Origin of the sequence: Streptomyces sp. NPDC048473 (assembly GCF_043200155.1) — a bacterium.
GTDB lineage: Bacteria > Actinomycetota > Actinomycetes > Streptomycetales > Streptomycetaceae > Streptomyces.
In genome coordinates this window covers 1-16054 of the sequence record NZ_JBICXE010000014.1, presented here as the reverse complement: position 1 = coordinate 16054, position 16054 = coordinate 1, and the positions used below count along the sequence as shown (strand labels likewise).

14 protein-coding genes are annotated in these 16054 nt (G+C 67.3%); 5 read left to right on the top strand and 9 right to left on the bottom strand.

The features are described 5' to 3' along the window. Positions 1–91: 91 nt before the first annotated feature. From rfbD to rplU, 9 genes are all read right to left on the bottom strand, one after another. Positions 92–976 carry a dTDP-4-dehydrorhamnose reductase gene (gene rfbD / locus ACGFU7_RS22450; protein WP_393697777.1) on the bottom strand — a complete coding sequence of 295 codons (885 nt, stop codon included), beginning with the start codon at positions 974–976 and terminating at the stop codon, positions 92–94. Further along, a complete protein-coding gene (rfbB, locus tag ACGFU7_RS22445; protein ID WP_393697776.1) occupies positions 973–1959 on the bottom strand; it encodes a dTDP-glucose 4,6-dehydratase in 987 nt (328 codons plus the stop codon). Before rfbB ends, rfbD begins: the two co-directional genes overlap by 4 nt. Beyond that, positions 1956–3026 carry a glucose-1-phosphate thymidylyltransferase gene (locus ACGFU7_RS22440; protein WP_393697775.1) on the bottom strand — a complete coding sequence of 357 codons (1071 nt, stop codon included), beginning with the start codon at positions 3024–3026 and terminating at the stop codon, positions 1956–1958. The genes rfbB and ACGFU7_RS22440 overlap by 4 nt, the downstream gene beginning before the upstream one ends. 149 nt (positions 3027–3175) lie before the next feature. After that, complete coding sequence (locus ACGFU7_RS22435) at positions 3176–4393, bottom strand: glycosyltransferase family 2 protein (protein ID WP_393697774.1); 1218 nt, start codon at positions 4391–4393, stop codon at positions 3176–3178. A gap of 152 nt (positions 4394–4545) precedes the next feature. Next, the gene (locus tag ACGFU7_RS22430; RefSeq protein WP_393697773.1) at positions 4546–6570 is read right to left on the bottom strand and encodes a hypothetical protein; all 2025 of its coding nucleotides are present in this window, start codon (positions 6568–6570) and stop codon (positions 4546–4548) included. 153 nt (positions 6571–6723) lie between these two features. Beyond that, on the bottom strand, positions 6724–8223 hold the full coding sequence (locus ACGFU7_RS22425; protein ID WP_393697772.1) for a D-ribitol-5-phosphate cytidylyltransferase: 1500 nt from the start codon (positions 8221–8223) through the stop codon (positions 6724–6726). A 287-nt stretch (positions 8224–8510) separates the two neighbouring features. Continuing rightward, positions 8511–9947 (bottom strand): GTPase ObgE, encoded by a 1437-nt coding sequence (gene obgE, locus ACGFU7_RS22420; RefSeq protein WP_393697771.1) that lies wholly within the window; start codon positions 9945–9947, stop codon positions 8511–8513. 162 nt (positions 9948–10109) lie between these two features. Beyond that, positions 10110–10367, bottom strand: a complete 258-nt coding sequence (rpmA, locus tag ACGFU7_RS22415) for a 50S ribosomal protein L27 (protein ID WP_018103204.1) — start codon at positions 10365–10367, stop codon at positions 10110–10112. 14 nt (positions 10368–10381) lie between these two features. Further along, positions 10382–10702: a 50S ribosomal protein L21 gene (gene rplU, locus ACGFU7_RS22410; protein ID WP_030921216.1), complete on the bottom strand. Its 321-nt coding sequence runs from the start codon at positions 10700–10702 to the stop codon at positions 10382–10384. Between the two features lie 275 nt (positions 10703–10977). Here rplU and ACGFU7_RS22405 point away from each other — a divergent pair, with 275 nt between their 5' ends. The 5 genes from ACGFU7_RS22405 to ACGFU7_RS22385 all read left to right on the top strand — a co-directional run bounded on the left by ACGFU7_RS22405 (position 10978) and on the right by ACGFU7_RS22385 (position 15891). After that, positions 10978–12252, top strand: a complete 1275-nt coding sequence (locus ACGFU7_RS22405; RefSeq protein ID WP_393697770.1) for a hypothetical protein — start codon at positions 10978–10980, stop codon at positions 12250–12252. Next, the gene (locus ACGFU7_RS22400; RefSeq protein ID WP_393697769.1) at positions 12230–13831 is read left to right on the top strand and encodes a hypothetical protein; all 1602 of its coding nucleotides are present in this window, start codon (positions 12230–12232) and stop codon (positions 13829–13831) included. The genes ACGFU7_RS22405 and ACGFU7_RS22400 overlap by 23 nt, the downstream gene beginning before the upstream one ends. Continuing rightward, positions 13828–14430, top strand: a complete 603-nt coding sequence (locus ACGFU7_RS22395) for an acyltransferase (protein WP_393697768.1) — start codon at positions 13828–13830, stop codon at positions 14428–14430. The genes ACGFU7_RS22400 and ACGFU7_RS22395 overlap by 4 nt, the downstream gene beginning before the upstream one ends. A gap of 439 nt (positions 14431–14869) precedes the next feature. Next, positions 14870–15274, top strand: a complete 405-nt coding sequence (locus ACGFU7_RS22390) for a peptidase inhibitor family I36 protein (protein ID WP_393697767.1) — start codon at positions 14870–14872, stop codon at positions 15272–15274. 428 nt (positions 15275–15702) lie between these two features. Next, entirely contained in the window at positions 15703–15891 is a 189-nt protein-coding gene (locus tag ACGFU7_RS22385; RefSeq protein ID WP_393697766.1) for a hypothetical protein, read from the top strand. Positions 15892–16054 lie beyond the last annotated feature (163 nt).

Below are 16054 nucleotides of genomic sequence, written 5' to 3'. Positions count from 1 at the left end.
TGTGATGTAAGCGTTCTCCCCTATGTAAACCTTCGTTGTTCACGTCTTTGGAATTCGACGGGATTTGACCGTCGGTACGACCATTCGACGATCATGACCGCTCTGCTGCGAGGAGTGCCGGGAATGCCTCTTCCAGCGCCGTCCGCCAGTCCCGGATCGGTTCGATCCCGGCCGCCGCCCAGCGGTCGTGCCCCAGCACGCTGAAAGCGGGACGGGGAGCCGGCCGTACGAAGGCCTCGCTGGTCGTGGGGCGGACGCGCGCCGGGTCGGTACCGAGCAGCCGGAAGATCTCCCGGGTGAAGCCGCACCAGGTCGTCTCGCCGCCGCTGGTGCCGTGGTAGACGCCCGCGGGGGCGGTGCCCGCGAGGGCGGCCTGTCCGAGCCGGACCAGCCGGTCGGCCAGATCGACGGTCCAGGTGGGCTGTCCGCGCTGGTCGTCCACCACGTCGAGGGTGTCCTTGACGCCCTCCAGCTTGATCATCGTACGGACGAAGTTGCCGCCGCCCGCGCCGTACAGCCAGGCGGTACGGACCACGTAACCGCTGTCCGGCAGGGTGTCGAGCACGGCCTGCTCGCCGGCCAGTTTGGTGCGGCCGTAGGCGCTGCGCGGTCCGGTGGGGCCGTCTTCGGCATACGGCTTCTCGCCGTCCCCGGCGAAGACGTAGTCGGTCGAGACCTGGAGGAGAACGGCGCCGTGTTCACGGCCGGCCGCGGCGAGGACCCCGGGGCCCGTGCCGTTGACCCGCAGCGCGGCGTCCTCCTGGGACTCGGCGTCGTCGACAGCGGTCCAGGCGGCACAGTTCACCACGACGGCGGGGCGGTGCTTGTCGAAGCCTGCGCGCACCGATTCGGGGTCCGCGATGTCCATGGCCGCACGGTCCGCGGCGACCGCGGTGACGTCCTCACCGGCGAGCCGGGCCAGAACGTCCTGGCCCAGCATCCCGGCGGCCCCGGTGACCAGCCAGACGGCGCTCACAGCGCGGCCCGGTCCTTCAGCGGCTCCCACCAGGCGCGGTTGTCGCGGTACCACTGCACGGTCTCGGCGAGGCCGGTACGGAAGTCCTTGCGGGGCTCGTAACCGAGCTCCTCGCGGATCTTGGTGCAGTCGACCGAGTAACGGCGGTCGTGGCCCTTGCGGTCCTCGACATAGGTGACGCTGGTGTCCCAGTCGGCCCCGCAGGCATCCAGCAGCAGTCCGGTGAGCTCCTTGTTGGAGAGCTCGGTGCCGCCGCCGATGTTGTAGACCTCGCCGGCCCGGCCCTTCGTGCGGACCAGTTCGATGCCCCGGACGTGGTCGTCGATGTGCAGCCAGTCGCGGACGTTGGCGCCGTCGCCGTACAGCGGGACCGTCTTGCCGTCCAGCAGGTTGGTGACGAACAGCGGGATGACCTTCTCGGGGAAGTGGTGGTGCCCGTAGTTGTTGGAGCAGCGGGTCACCCGCACGTCGAGGCCGTGGGTGCGGTGGTACGAGAGCGCGATCAGGTCGCTGGACGCCTTGGCCGCGGAGTACGGCGAGTTGGGCGCGAGCGGGTCGGTCTCGGGCCAGGAGCCCTCGTCGATCGAGCCGTAGACCTCGTCGGTGGAGATGTGCACGAAGGTCCTGATGCCTGCCAGGTGCGCGGCGTGGATCAGGGTGTGGGTGCCCACGACGTTCGTACGGACGAATTCGGCGCCGCCGTCGATGGAGCGGTCCACATGGGATTCGGCGGCGAAGTGCACCACCTGGTCGTGCTCGGCCATCAGCTTGGAGACCAGCTCGGGATCGCAGATGTCGCCCTGCACGAACCTGAAACCGGGGTGGTCGCGCACCTCGTCGAGGTTGACCGGATTGCCCGCGTAGGTGAGCTTGTCGAGCACGGTCACGGCGATGCCGCCGGGGCCCTCGGGGCCGAGCACCGTACGGACATAGTGCGAGCCGATGAAACCGGCGCCGCCGGTCACCAGGATGTTGGTGGTCATGAAGAGATCTGCACCTTGCTGTGATCGCCGAGCACGAGTCGGTGGGCGGACGGGGAACGGGGCGCGGGGGTCACCTCGACGTCACGGCCGATGAGCGACGCCTCCACGCGGCGGACACCGGCAATGGAGGCGCCCCGCAGAACGATGGAGTACTCGATCTCGCTGTCCTCGATCCGGCAGTCCTCCGAGACCGAGGTGAAGGGGCCCACGTACGCGCCGCTGATCACCGACCGGGCGCCGATGATCGCGGGCCCGACGATGCGGCTGCCGCTGACCTTGGCGCCCGCCTCGATCCGCACCCGGCCGATGATCTCACTGTCCTCGTCGACCTCGGCCTCCTCGTGGGACGGCTCGATGCTCTCCAGCACGGTCCGGTTGACCTCCAGCATGTCGGTGACATTGCCGGTGTCCTTCCAGTACCCGCGGATCGTGGTGGAGCGCACGTCGCGCTTCTGGTCGATCAGCCACTGGATGGCGTGCGTGATCTCCAGCTCGCCCCGCCAGGACGGCTCGATCGAGCGGACGGCCTCGTGGATGGCGGGGGTGAAGAGGTAGACACCGACGAGCGCCAGATCGCTCTTGGGCTCCTTCGGCTTCTCCTCCAGGGCCGCCACCCGGCCGTCGGCGTCGAGCTCCGCGACACCGAAGGAGGTCGGGTTGGGCACCTGGGTCAGCAGGATCTGCGCATCGGGCTTGTCCGCGCGGAACTCCTCCACCAGACCGGTGATCCCGCCGACGATGAAGTTGTCACCGAGGTACATGACGAAGTCGTCGTCCCTCAGGAAGTCACGGGCGATCAGCACCGCGTGGGCGAGGCCGAGCGGCTCGTCCTGCGGGATGTACGTGACCTCGATGCCGAGCCGGGAACCGTCACCGACCGCCTCGCGGATCTCCTGGGCGGTGTCGCCCACAATGATGCCGACCTCGGTGATACCCGCTTCCGCGATGGCTTCCAGGCCGTAGAACAGCACGGGCTTGTTCGCCACGGGCACCAGCTGCTTGGCCGAGGTGTGTGTGATGGGACGCAGGCGGGTGCCGGCCCCTCCGGACAGTACGAGAGCCTTCACGTGACCAGTCCTCATGGTTGAGATATCGGTCTTGTCGCGGCTGCGACCTGCTGGAGCGACTTTACTGAGAATTGCTGCGCGATTCGTAGTGCGTCAACTCTGTGAACGAGATGCGAACACACACTTGAACAACACAGCGGCGGGCCCGCTCAGCCCGTGGTGATCCGCGACTTCCAGCGCCGTGCGTCCCGCCGCATACGCCGGGCGACGCGCCGCGACAGTGACATCCTGCGGGCTACGACCTCGGGCCGCTCGATGCGCTTGCCGTCGTGCCAGTCGGGCACGGTGACCTCGAAATCGGAGTTCGAGAGTCCGCTCGAACGGTCCCGGAAGTGCGGGTACGCAAGAAAGAGCTTGTCACCCTTTCGTGAGCTGACCACATCCGGAACGGTCTTCTCCCGCAAATACGTCAGGATGTCCACCAGCACGTCGGCCCGGCCCTGCGCGACAGCAGCGAGCCGCAGCCTCTCGGCGACCTTGATCAGGCGTGCTACCCCGTCGCTCCAGTACATGTCCAAGAGCGGCGCCGCCAGCTCCATCTTGTGGCGCCGGACCTCCTGGGAGTCCCGGAGGAAATTGGGACCGAACTGCTGCATCATCCCGACCGTGAAGGGACGGACCATCAAGAAGTCCCGCTTCGGCCCGGCGGGTTCGAGCCGGTGAATGAGCGCCATCATGGCCCGCATGGAGTCGAAGCGCCATACATAGGTGCCGCTCTTGGTGACGTGCTTTCCGTCGTCCCGGCCGACCAGGTAATAGCAGACGTAATTGGAGATGACGGAGACCCCGGCACCCCTTAGATACGCCTCCATGGTGAAGAGCGCGTCCTCACCGGTCTTGAGTCCCTCATCGAATCTCAGACCGATTCGCTCCAGCAGTTCGCGCCGGAAGAGTTTCTGTGCACTCAGCGTGTAAATGACCTTGGAATTGTATACATTGACCCGGTCCTTGGTGGCTGTCCACATCGACCGGGGTGCTCCGCGATTGACCCCGACCACCTTGCCGAGCACCACATCGGTGTTCGCCCGGTCGGCCCTCGCGACCATCCGCTCGAGAGCCTCGTCACCGAAGTAGTCGTCCGCGTCGAGGAAGAAGACATAGCGGCCCCGCGCCATGCCGAGACCTACATTGCGCGGTCCACTGGGGCCGCCGGAATTCGCCTGCCTGACCACCCTGGTCGGAACCGCGGACCGGGCCGCGAACTCCTCCAGGTACTCGCCGGTGCCATCGGTCGAGCCGTCATCGACCGCCACGATCTCGATCCGGTGGGCGCCTATGGTCTGAGCTTCCACCGATTCGAGGCAGCGGATGAGGTAGGGCATCGCCTCATATGCACCGATGATCACGGTTACATCGGGAATTGGCATCTCGTTCACATAAACAGAAGACAGTCAGCCCCGCGCGTTGGTTGCCTCGACGCCACACGCCCGAAGGGTGAGCCTTATCACAAAGGCCCGGCACAACCCTTTCAGGGGCTATGCCGGGCCAGGTGGATCGTGCTAGCGAACCAGGTGGATTCTCAGCCGCTCACGCGTTCGCCGAGGTTTCTCGCCAGGCCCGCGTTCCGGGCCTCCGACCTGGCTGCGAGCGCCTTCACGGCCGTGTCGAACTGCACGATCGAGGTGGGCTCGTCCGGGCCGAGGAGGTACTCCTTCAGCTCGCGCCGGTCGGCCGCCAAGGTGTCCGCGACAGGATCCACCACCGCCGTGAGCAGGGCGTCCAGCTCGGTCGCGGCATTGGACAGGATGACCGCGGCACGGACCGCGGTGTTCTGCCGACGGAATTCGTCCTCACCCAGCGCCGCCGAATCGGTGACCGCGTACGGCTTGCCGCTCGCGATGAAGTCCGACACCACGCTGGAGATGTCCGAGACCATGGCGTCCGACTCGTTGAAGCAGTCGTACAGACGCATCCGGGCACCCGTGATGACCTTGTGCTCCCACCAGCCGAGCGCGCGCCAGGAAGCAGCGTTCCACTCGTCCTTGAGCCGCGCGATCTCGGCCTCGCGCGCCGGGTCGGCCAGCGAGTCGCGGGACAACTCGGCCTCGTCCCCGGCGACGTGGCCGCCGCTCGACAGCGCCGCGAGCCGCGCCTCGATACGGGCCAGTTCTGCCCGTGCCTCGGCCTGCACCGGCTGGAGCGCCGCCGATTCCTTCGCCCACCGGGAGTCGGTGGCGCGCTCGACAGCGGCCTTCTCGATCATCGCGGTAATCCGCTGGTGCACGGCCTTGGCCTTGGCGCTACGGGTGCCCGTGAAGGGGTGCGGCTTGTAGAGCAGCCGGACCGGCTTCTCGGAGTTCAGCAGCCGCTTGACGATGTTCTCGCCGGCCAGCAGCAGCGAGGTGTTGCCCGGGTTGTCGTCCCAGCCTTCCCAGGTGGGGGCGTACAGCACGGTCGGGATCGGGTTCTTCGGCGCGCCGGTCCAGGACTGGATGGCGGCCAGCTGCGGGCGGCCCACCTCGACGATGTCCTCGTCGCGCACACCGACATCGGCCAGCGCGTAACGGTCCCGGCCTGCCCGGCCCGCGGTCCACACCTCGTCGTAGGCCTTGCTGTACGGGTTGACGCTGGCGAGCTTGTCGCTGTCGCCGTGGCCGATGAAGACATGCTTCATCGTCGGCACCCGGAGCAGGTGGATGTTCTTGCCGACGTTGGCCGCGTAGAGCGCGACCCGTACCGACGAGAGGTCCAGATTCATCAGGTGCACGCCGCCGGGCACACACAGCACCGGCACCGATGTCGTGTTCAGCTGAGGCACTATCGCGCGCTCACGCAGCAGGATCAGCGGGCGCCCGTCGAGCTGCGCCATGGTCTCCAGCCACATGTTGACCTGGTAGGCCGAATCCTTGGAGCCGGAGAAGTAGAGAGCCACGGTCGGCTTGTACTCGCGCAGCCAGGTGTCCACCGCGCCCAGCACCTTGGCCTCGGGCGCCACGAGCCGCTTCGGACGGATGTACGGGAGGAGCGCCGCCAGATAGCCGAGTGCGAGAACCAGCGTGATGGCGAGGCCCGCGTAGGCGAAGCCATTCACATCGGTCTCGATCGCGACCAGCACACCCGCAATCGCGAAGACATCCAGATGGAGCATCTTCTCCGCGGGGCGGTTCATCAGCAGCAGCGGCGGGGCGTCCGGGATCCGCACCTGCTCCAGGTCGATATTGCGCGTGACCACCGGGAGCTTGCGGCGGAGCTTGATGAGGGTGACCGTCGCACTCTGCGGCGCCTGGAGACCGTAGAAGGCCAGCAGGCAGGCAACCGTCACGTAGAACAGCGTCTGCTCTCCGTACCCCATGCGCGAGAGCAGCAGGATCAGTAGCAGCTGGCGGACCAGGAAGCGGATCGAGAGCCCTGCGCGGACTGCGGCGAGCCGGTTGACCAGGTAGCTGCCGCAGTGATGCAGGTACCGGTCGGCCAGATACGTCACCGCAGCAGCGCCGGCGAAGAACCAGAGATTGGGGATTATCGCCGCGAGCATGACGCACGGGAACCCCAGAGCCATGAGGAGAGCGGCGGCCAGCTCCGAACCGCTGCCCACACGAGCCATGCGAATGGCTTTCGAAATCACGAAGTACCGCTCCCGAGGGTGCCGACTGTTTACCTTGCGAGGGAAATGTGAAGCCAGAGCTTCACGAATTCGGACCCCTGCAATTCGCACGTGGCGTCTACAGAGGTCCGAATAGTCGATTGTCAAGCAGTATTACACATCGGCCTGTCGGTCCAGGACAGCGGCCAGGGCCTGTTCGAAGCCCGATGCCTCGGAGGCGCCACGGGTCGGGTCCTGCTGGCGTACGTCGATGACATGGCCGGTCATCTCGGAGAGCAGGACATCGAGGGAGGTCCTGGCGACCGCCTCGGAGGAGAGCAGCGTACCCGCGGGCTCGTCGCCGAACGCCTTGGTGCGCATCGGGGTGGCGGTGCGTTCGGGGTTCACGCAGTTCACCCGCACTCCGTCGCCCGCCCACTCGTCCGAGAGCGCCTGGGTGAGGTTCACCATGGCGGCCTTGGTCGACGAGTAGAGGCTGTACTCCGCGCGGCCCCGGGTGTAGCTGCTGGAGGTGTAGAGCAGCAGCTGGCCCTTGGTCTCGGCGAGGTACTTGTACGAGGCGCGGGCGATCTGCACGGGCGCCAGGTAGTTGACGTTCAGCGCTTCCTGGATGGTCGTGTTGTCCGTCTCGGCCAGCTTGCCGATGCGGAGCACGCCCGCGGTGTTGATCACGTAGTCGATGCGGCCGGTGTCCGCGTACGCCTTGGAAAGCGCGTCGTCGACGTGCTCCGGGTTCTCCACGTGCGTACCGGTGGTGGAGCGGCCCAGGGCATAGACGGTGGCGCCGTAGGACTCGGCGAGCGCCGCGATGTCCGCGCCGATGCCGTACGAGCCGCCGAAGACGACGAGGGTCTTGCCGGTGAGCAGCTCACGGTAGGCGGCGTCGTCGGTCGGCTGCGGGACGGCCGTGGAGGCCAGCTGGAAGAGCTTGTCCGCGATGAAGACGTCGACCGGCTGGGTGACCTTCATGTTGTACTCGTCGCCCGCGACGACGTAGATCGGCACGTCGGGGAGGTACTTCAGGACGACCGAGCAGTCATCGGTGGCCTGGAAGTTCGGGTCGCCCGCGGCGACCTCGTACGCCCGGCGGATCGTGGAGAGCTTGAAGGCCTGCGGCGTCTGGCCGCGGCGCAGCCGGGAGCGGTCGGGCACGTCGGTGATGAACTCGCCGTCGCCGCCGTGGGTGCGGGTCACGATGATCGTGTCCGCGGACGGGATGGCGACGTCGACCGCCTGGTAGCGGTCCAGGGCGTCGACGCAGTCCTTGATGACGCGCTGCGAGAGCAGGGGGCGCACGGCGTCGTGGAAGAGGACGTTGCGGTCCTCGCCCTCGGCCAGGCCCTCGCCGAGGGCCGCGATGGCGCGCTCGGTGGTCTCGTTACGGGTGGAGCCGCCTTCGATCACCTTGGTGACCTTGGCGAGTCCGGCCTTGGCGACGATCTTCTCCACGTCGGGCACATAGCCCGGAGCCATCAGCACGATGATGTCGTCGATGGAGTCGGACTGCTGGAAGATCGACAGCGTGTGCTCGATGACGGCCTTGCCTGCGATCTTCAGCAGCTGCTTGGGAATGGACAGACCCACGCGCTGGCCGGTACCGCCGGCGAGCACGACTGCTGTGGTTCGGGCTTTGGCTATGTGCTGAGCAGACACAGACGACCTACCTTGAGGGCTGGGAGATACAGCGATGGTTGCACTCTCCGTTACCGTCTCGCAAGGCGGACGTCGGCTGCTGCATGCCGTATCGAAACCTTCTGTTGCCTTGCGATCAGGGCGAATACCGGAATCTACGCTTCCCGATCGGGTGACCGACGCCACACGGTCGAGCGACATGAATCACCTTTGAGCGGGTCCGGCTCCGCCGGTTGCGCGGCGCCCAGAGCATGCCCGGCCGCCGGACGGGCTTGCGGAACAAGCACGTCCGGCGGCCGGTGCACGGTCTAGAACGGGTTGAAGTCGTCGAACTCGCGCTGCACGTCGTCGCGTTCCGACTCACGGTCGCGGCGGCGCTGGGCTGCCGGGCGCGGCGCTTCGAGACGGTGGTCCTCGCCACGCCGGCCGAGCATCTCCGCACCCGCGGCCATGGTCGGCTCCCAGTCGAAGACGACCGCGTTGTCCTCGGCGCCGATGGCCACGCCGTCGCCCGCACGGGCGCCGGCCTTCATCAGCGCGTCCTCGACACCGAGGCGGTTGAGGCGGTCCGCCAGGTAGCCGACGGCCTCGTCGTTGTTGAAGTCGGTCTGCCGGACCCAGCGCTCCGGCTTCTCGCCGCGCACCCGGTAGAGGCCGTCCTCCTCCTTGGTGACGGTGAAGCCCGCGTCGTCGACGGCCTTCGGGCGGATGACGATACGGGTCGCCTCCTCCACGGGCTTGGCCGCACGCGCCTCGGCGATGACGCCCGCGAGCGCGAAGGAGAGCTCCTTCAGGCCGGTACGGGCAACGGCGGACACCTCGAAGACGCGGTAGCCGCGCGCCTCCAGGTCCGGGCGGATCATGTCGGCGAGGTCCTGGCCGTCCGGGATGTCGATCTTGTTGAGGACGACGATGCGGGGCCGGTCCTCCAGGCCGCCGTACTGCTTCAACTCCTCCTCGATCATGTCGAGGTCGGAGACCGGGTCACGGTCGGACTCCAGCGTCGCGGTGTCCAGTACGTGCACGAGCACCGAGCAGCGCTCCACGTGCCGCAGGAACTCCAGGCCGAGGCCCCGGCCCTGGCTGGCGCCCGGGATCAGGCCCGGGACGTCGGCGATGGTGTAGACGGTGCCGCCCGCGGTGACCACGCCGAGGTTCGGGACGAGGGTCGTGAAGGGGTAGTCGGCGATCTTCGGCTTGGCCGCCGACAGGACGGAGATCAGCGAGGACTTACCGGCGCTCGGGTAGCCCACCAGAGCCACGTCGGCGACGGTCTTGAGCTCCAGGACGATGTCCCGGGACTCGCCCGGCTCGCCGAGCAGCGCGAAGCCGGGGGCCTTGCGACGGGCGGAGGCGAGTGCCGCGTTGCCGAGGCCGCCGCGGCCGCCCTGGCCGGCCACGAACGTGGTGCCCTGACCGACCAGGTCGGCCAGCACGTTGCCGTTCCTGTCGAGCACGACCGTGCCGTCGGGGACCGGCAGGACGAGGTCCTGGCCCTCCTTGCCGGTGCGGTTGTCGCCCGCGCCGGGCTGGCCGTTGGTGGCCTTGCGGTGGGGACTGTGGTGATAGTCGAGGAGCGTGGTGATGTCCTGGTCGACGACCAGGGTCACATCGCCGCCACGGCCGCCGTTGCCGCCGTCCGGACCGCCGAGCGGCTTGAACTTCTCACGGTGTACGGAGGCGCAGCCGTGGCCCCCGTTACCCGCGGCGACATGCAGCTCGACGCGGTCCACGAAGGTGGTCATGGTTGGAACCTCCAGTTACATACGTGCAGAAATGTCTCACTCGCGCTGTCCCCACATAGGAGAAAGCCGTCTCTCATGGGAGAAACACGCGAAAGGCGGACCCACTTCCCGTATGGGAAGTGAGGTCCGCCTCCGCAGAAACCGCTCGACGAGCGCCGAAAATCAGCCGGCGATCGGAACGATGTTCACGACCTTGCGGCCACGGTGCGTGCCGAACTCGACCGCACCGGCGGCGAGGGCGAACAGCGTGTCGTCGCCACCACGGCCGACGCCCGTGCCCGGGTGGAAGTGGGTGCCGCGCTGGCGGACCAGGATCTCACCGGCGTTGACGGCCTGACCGCCGAAGCGCTTCACGCCGAGCCGCTGAGCATTGGAATCGCGCCCGTTCCGGGTGGACGATGCGCCCTTCTTGTGTGCCATGTCTCCTCAGTCCCTTACTTCGCAGCCGCGGGGATACCGGTGACCTTGATCGCCGTGTACTGCTGGCGGTGACCCTGGCGACGGCGGTAGCCGGTCTTGTTCTTGTAGCGAAGGATGTCGATCTTCGCGCCCTTGTGGTGGTCCACGACCTCGGCCTGGACCTTGATCCCGGCCAGCACCCACGGGTCGCTGGTCACGGCGTCGCCGTCGACCACGAGCAGGGTCGAGAGCTCGACCGTGTCGCCAACCTGGGCAGTGGAAATCTTGTCAACCTCAACGATGTCACCGACAGCAACCTTGTGCTGGCGGCCACCGCTGCGCACGATGGCGTACACGCGGATCTCTCTTTCGCTCGGATCGGATCCCCTGATGCCAGCCGCCCGCACAGGCCGAAGCCCGCGACGATCCGGAAGGATGAGCGGCCTCTCCTGACGGACGAGTCCACCAGGAGGAATGTGCTCAGGGGTGGGCGCGCATAGGAAACACGCCGAGGGTCAAGGTTACGGGGCCACTCCCGGGCGGTCAAACCGGGCCTCCACGGACCGATCCACCGGCCCCCACGTGCTAGCTTGTCCATTTTCGTTACTCTCCGTGCACCCTGAGGCCACTGATGTCCCGCTCCGTCCCTCTCGGCCGTACCTGGCTATTGGCCCTCCTGGTATCCGCCGTCTATGTACTGGCGCAGCTGACCGCCGGCACCTCCTGGACGCTCTTCCCCGACTCGTACCGGTACGCCCGTGCCGCCGAGGAGTACCTCGGAGCCGACCGGGACGAGGCGCACCGGGCCGCGCTTTCCGCCTTCTGCGCGAGCCGGGCGGATGAGGTCGCCCAGAACAAGAAGCTCGATCCGCTGACCGGTGAGGACGAGCCGGGCAGGGCCGGGGCGGCGAGCGAGGCCGCCTGCCTGGAACGGTGGTCGGATGCCCCCGACATCACCACCGGGGACTCCCGCTACCAATCGATCTTCTCGTCCCGGCCCGGCTATCCCCTGCTCGCCGCTCCCTTTGTCAGTGCGCTCGGAGTGCTCGACGGCATGCGGGCGCTCGGGCTGCTTCTGGCCGTGGGCGGCTCCCTGGCCGTCTGCGGGCTGCTGCGCGGGGCCGGGCTCTCCCCCACGGCCGCCGTGGCCGGTCAGATCGCCTTCCTCGTCTCACCGCTCGGCCGGTGGAGTCTCCAGGCGCTGAGCGAGGGCCTGGTCACGGTCTGTGTGCTCGGTGCGGTGTGGGGCGGGGTGCTCATGGCGCGGGACAGACGGGGGGCGGGTGCGGCGCTGTTCATCGGCTCCCTGGCCGTCTGTGCGGTCACCCGGTACTCGACGGCACTGGTGCTGGCCGCTCTGATCGCGGTCGCGATGCTCGCCTCCTGGCTGCTGAGGCGGTCCCGGGCAGACCTGTTGCCCGCCGGGGTGGCCACGGGGTGCGCCGCCGCCGTGGCACTCGCGATGAAGCTGCTCGGGCTTCCCTCGTCCGAGGTCACCCTCCAGGACACCTTCACCCGCCATTTCCGCGCCCCCGAGGTCCCGGACCCCTGGGCCCGGCTCGTCGATCTCGATCTGAAGTACTGGAGCCACTGGATCGGCGAGCAGGCCTCGATGCCGTTCTTCCTGGCGGCCACCGTGATCTCGCTGTGGGTGCTGCTGCGTCGCGGTGGGGTGCTGGGCCCACTGGCCTGCGCGGTGACGCTGACCGGCGCCGCCCAGATCGCGGCTCATCCCCTGGTCCAGGAGGCCGACCGGCTGGGGGTGCTCATGTGGATCCCGATGACGCTCGGAATTGCCTTGATTACAGAAGCAGTTCGGGGCTTTCCCTCACTTCCGTTTGACCGTACGGTCCGAGTTCCTGCCTCAAACGTGGAGCCGTACCGTGCCAACACCACAGATCCCTGATGAACTCCTGGCCAACATCGCCCGGCGCGCGGTCGCCCGGATGGCCCGCACCGACCGGCCGTTCGTCGCCGAGCGGGTCCTGGGTGTCTGCGCGCACCGCGTGCGGGACCGTCGGCTCAAGGCGGACCTGCTGGGCGAAGCCGCCGATGCCCAGCTCAGCCGGGGCCTCGCCCCTCGTCATCTTTTCCATGCCTATGCCGCCGAGCTGACCTGCGCGGACGTACACCTGAAAGCGGGCCGCAAGAAGGAGGCGGCCGCCTCCTGTGCCAAGGCGCTGCTGCTGGCCTTCCATCGCATCGCCCACTTCGACAGCGCCACGTCTCCGCTGGCCGACGCCCCCGCCCGGTTCACCGCTCCACTGCGCCGCAGCCGCACGGTCAAGGCTCTGCTCTCGTCGCGGACTCGCCGCGAGCCGGCCGCTCCCCTTCCCACCGACCGACCGGTGCGGCTCCTCTTCGCCCACAGCGGCAACGACAATTTCCTCCCGCTGATCACCCGTCACTTCACGGAGAGCACAGGCGTCGAGACACGCATTCTGGACACCGCCGCCGATCCCGTCCTCGCCCCTCTGGCCAAGGGGATGAGCAGAGTGATCGGGCGTTCACTGGGCATCGGGGCCGACTACGGGCACAAGACCGAGGCTGCACTGCGCCCCCACCTCGACTGGGCCGACATCGTGTTCATCGACTGGTCCACGGCAGCCGCCGCGTTCTTCACGCTGGTCGATCCGGGCACGACCCGGATCGTCGTACGGCTGCACAGCTTCGAGGCGTTCAGCTATTGGCCCCAGCTGACCGGCTTCTCCCGGGTCGACGACATGGTGTTCGTCAGCGAGCATTTGCGGGATCTGGCTGTCGAGACCATTCCGGGTCTGACCGGACCCGGCGCCCCCCGGACCCATGTCATCGACAACGCCGTCGACCTGCCCCGATTCGCCCGTACCAAGCAGCCCGAAGCACGATTCACGCTCGGACTCATCGGTGTGGGACAGGTGGCCAAGGACCCGCGCTGGGCGCTGGAGGTGCTCAGGCTCCTTCGCCGGCGTGACCCGCGCTACCGCCTCCACCTCATAGGCGACCTGCAGGACCCTGCGACAAGCCCTGCGGTCGAGCGCTATCAGACGGCACTGCTCAAGGAACTGGCGCCGCTCGAAGCGGCCGGTGCGGTAAAGCAACTGGGGCAGACCGACGACGTCCCCACGGCACTCGCCGAGATCGGGACGATCCTCAGCACGTCCCTGCGCGAAAGCTGGCACCTCGGTCTCGTGGAGGGGGCGGCGAGCAGCGCTGTGCCCGTCGTGCGTGACTGGCCGTTCTTCGCCGGCCGGCCGCACGGGGCCCGTACGCTCTTCCCCTCCGACTGGGTGGTCGCCACTCCCGCCGAGGCCGCCGAGCGGATCCTCGCGGCCACCGCCGACGAGGACGTCTGGCGCAAGGCCGGTCACGACGCCGCCATGCACGCCCTGGCGGCATGGGACTGGGAGACGGTGAAGGGCCGCTTCGACCGACTGCTGCTGGACGCGGACTGCAACGTAAGCTCGCCGGTCGAGGCAACACTCCGAAAGGCAGACGCGCAGTGAACTACAGAGTCCAGCCCACCGCCCAGGTCGACGAGACCGCCGAGATCGGGGCCGGCAGCAGTGTCTGGGAACTCGCGCAGATCCGCGAACAGGCCCGGCTCGGCGAGGGCTGTGTGGTCGGACGCGGCGCGTACGTCGGTACGGGTGTAAGGATCGGCGACAACGTCAAGATCCAGAACTATGCGCTGGTGTACGAGCCCGCCGAGCTCGCCGACGGCGTCTTCATCGGGCCCGCGGTGGTACTCACCAACGACCACAACCCGCGCTCCGTCGACCCCGACGGCAAGCAGAAGCGCGGCGGCGACTGGGAGGCCGTCGGCGTGAAGATCGCCGAGGGCGCGTCACTGGGCGCGCGTTCCGTCGCGGTGGCCCCGGTCCGGATCGGTCGCTGGGCCATGGTGGCGGCCGGCGCCGTAGTGACCAAGGACGTACCCGACTTCGCTCTGGTCGTCGGCGTGCCGGCCCGGCAGGTCGGCTGGGTCGGTCACGCCGGTGTGAAGCTCGTGGAGCGCGAGGGTGCGGCGGGCATCTGGGAGTGCCCGCAGACGGGGGCGGCATACGAGGAGAAGGCTGGGGTGCTGACCGAACGCGCCGCGTAGCCCCAGGACTGAGCCAAGGAAAGCGCCGCGCGGGAATCGCCCTGATTCAGGGGGCGGATCCCGTGCGGCGCTTCCGTTTCGGGCACCACCTCCGAACGCTCACGGAGCTGCCTGATCTTGGAAGCCGTGCCTCTCACCTTCCCGGGCACCACTGATCTGGCAGATCGCCACGAACCGGACGTCGCTCGACTGCGCCGAAGTCCTACAGGCTGGGCTGGTTGTTGACGGTCGGCCTGATCCTCGACAAAGGGGCGACATCCAGGCTCCCGCAATCACAGAACGGGCATTGTGTGCCATTGCTAAATCCTCGCAAATGAGCCACGCCCAGAAGGACTGAAATTACACCACGGGGAACCTTGTCAATCTTCCGGCGAGTCAGCTAGATTTCCCCAATGCATCCGAAAGGTATTCGGAATGCGACCAGGGACGGGGAGCGTACATGAGGAACTGGAAGACAAGAGCCGCAACTGCCATTACGGGATTCTCTCTGGTGACAGGCGGAATGCTGGCGACCGCTCCGGCCGCCGAGGCGGTAGGAGGATGCGCATCCGGCTACCTCTGCATCTATGACGGGAGCAGCTTTACTGGCGAGAAGATCGTGAGCGCCAGCACTAATTCATGCTTCACGATGAAGAACTTCGTCGACTTCGACTGGATTGCTTCCTACGTCAATAATCTTCCGGTTACGGCAACGGTCTGGACGGCTTCCAACGAGCTGCCCTATGGGATGAGCAAGGCCCGGACCCTGCCTGCCGGTGGATTCAGCAGCAAGATCGGCATCTCCGGTCTGGGCAGTGATTACTACGACCAGGTCTGCATGGGGAACGCAAAGCCGTGGGGGTAGTGAGCAGGCAGGGCGGCGATAACTGCCGCTGCCGGGGAGAAGGGTGCCCTGAACAGTACTGTCGACGGCAATCGGGCCTGTTCAGAAATTACTGAAAGCGATTCCGTTGGTGAGCGAGGTTACCCCGCTCCGGACGCCGTCGATCTTCACTGTCCGGCCCGACACGTGCTTGACGTAGACCCGCATGATGAACGTACGGTGCCGCAGGACGAGTCGATGGGCGCGTCGCTCAATGTGTAGTTGGCGATGTAATGATGCGCGTCATCGGTGATGGTCTTCCGCGAGGACGTGCTGTTTATTCGGCAGGAATTTTCGGTTGTGTCGAGCTGGACGAATTCAAAGCGCGTGTCTACGACCGAATTCGTGCCGCGCTCGGCCGGTGTCCAGGACTCGCCATCGTTTGAGGACGACGGAGGTGCGTTCCACGGATGCGCGGAGGTTGGCGTGAGTGGAGTTGGCCCGCTCGCCAAACCGCTGCTGCTCGCCTGGTCACCACGGCCGCGCTGATCGCGCTGGCCTGGCTGGTGCACCGGTTCGTGGAGCAGCCCTCGCAGAACTGGCTGCGCGCGGCCCTGGCCCGCGAATCCAGCAATCCGCCGACGCTGCCCCATAGTTGATTGCGCGCCCGGCATCCCTCCGGGCCGGGGTCCGGCATACGACGAAGAAGGGGCCCGCCCCGGCAGAGCTTGAGTTCTAGTGGTCGTTGCAACACCCCAGCTCAGGGGATGCAATGGACTTCGAGATACGTAAGGACCGGGGGCCGCAGGGGCGGAAGAAGCT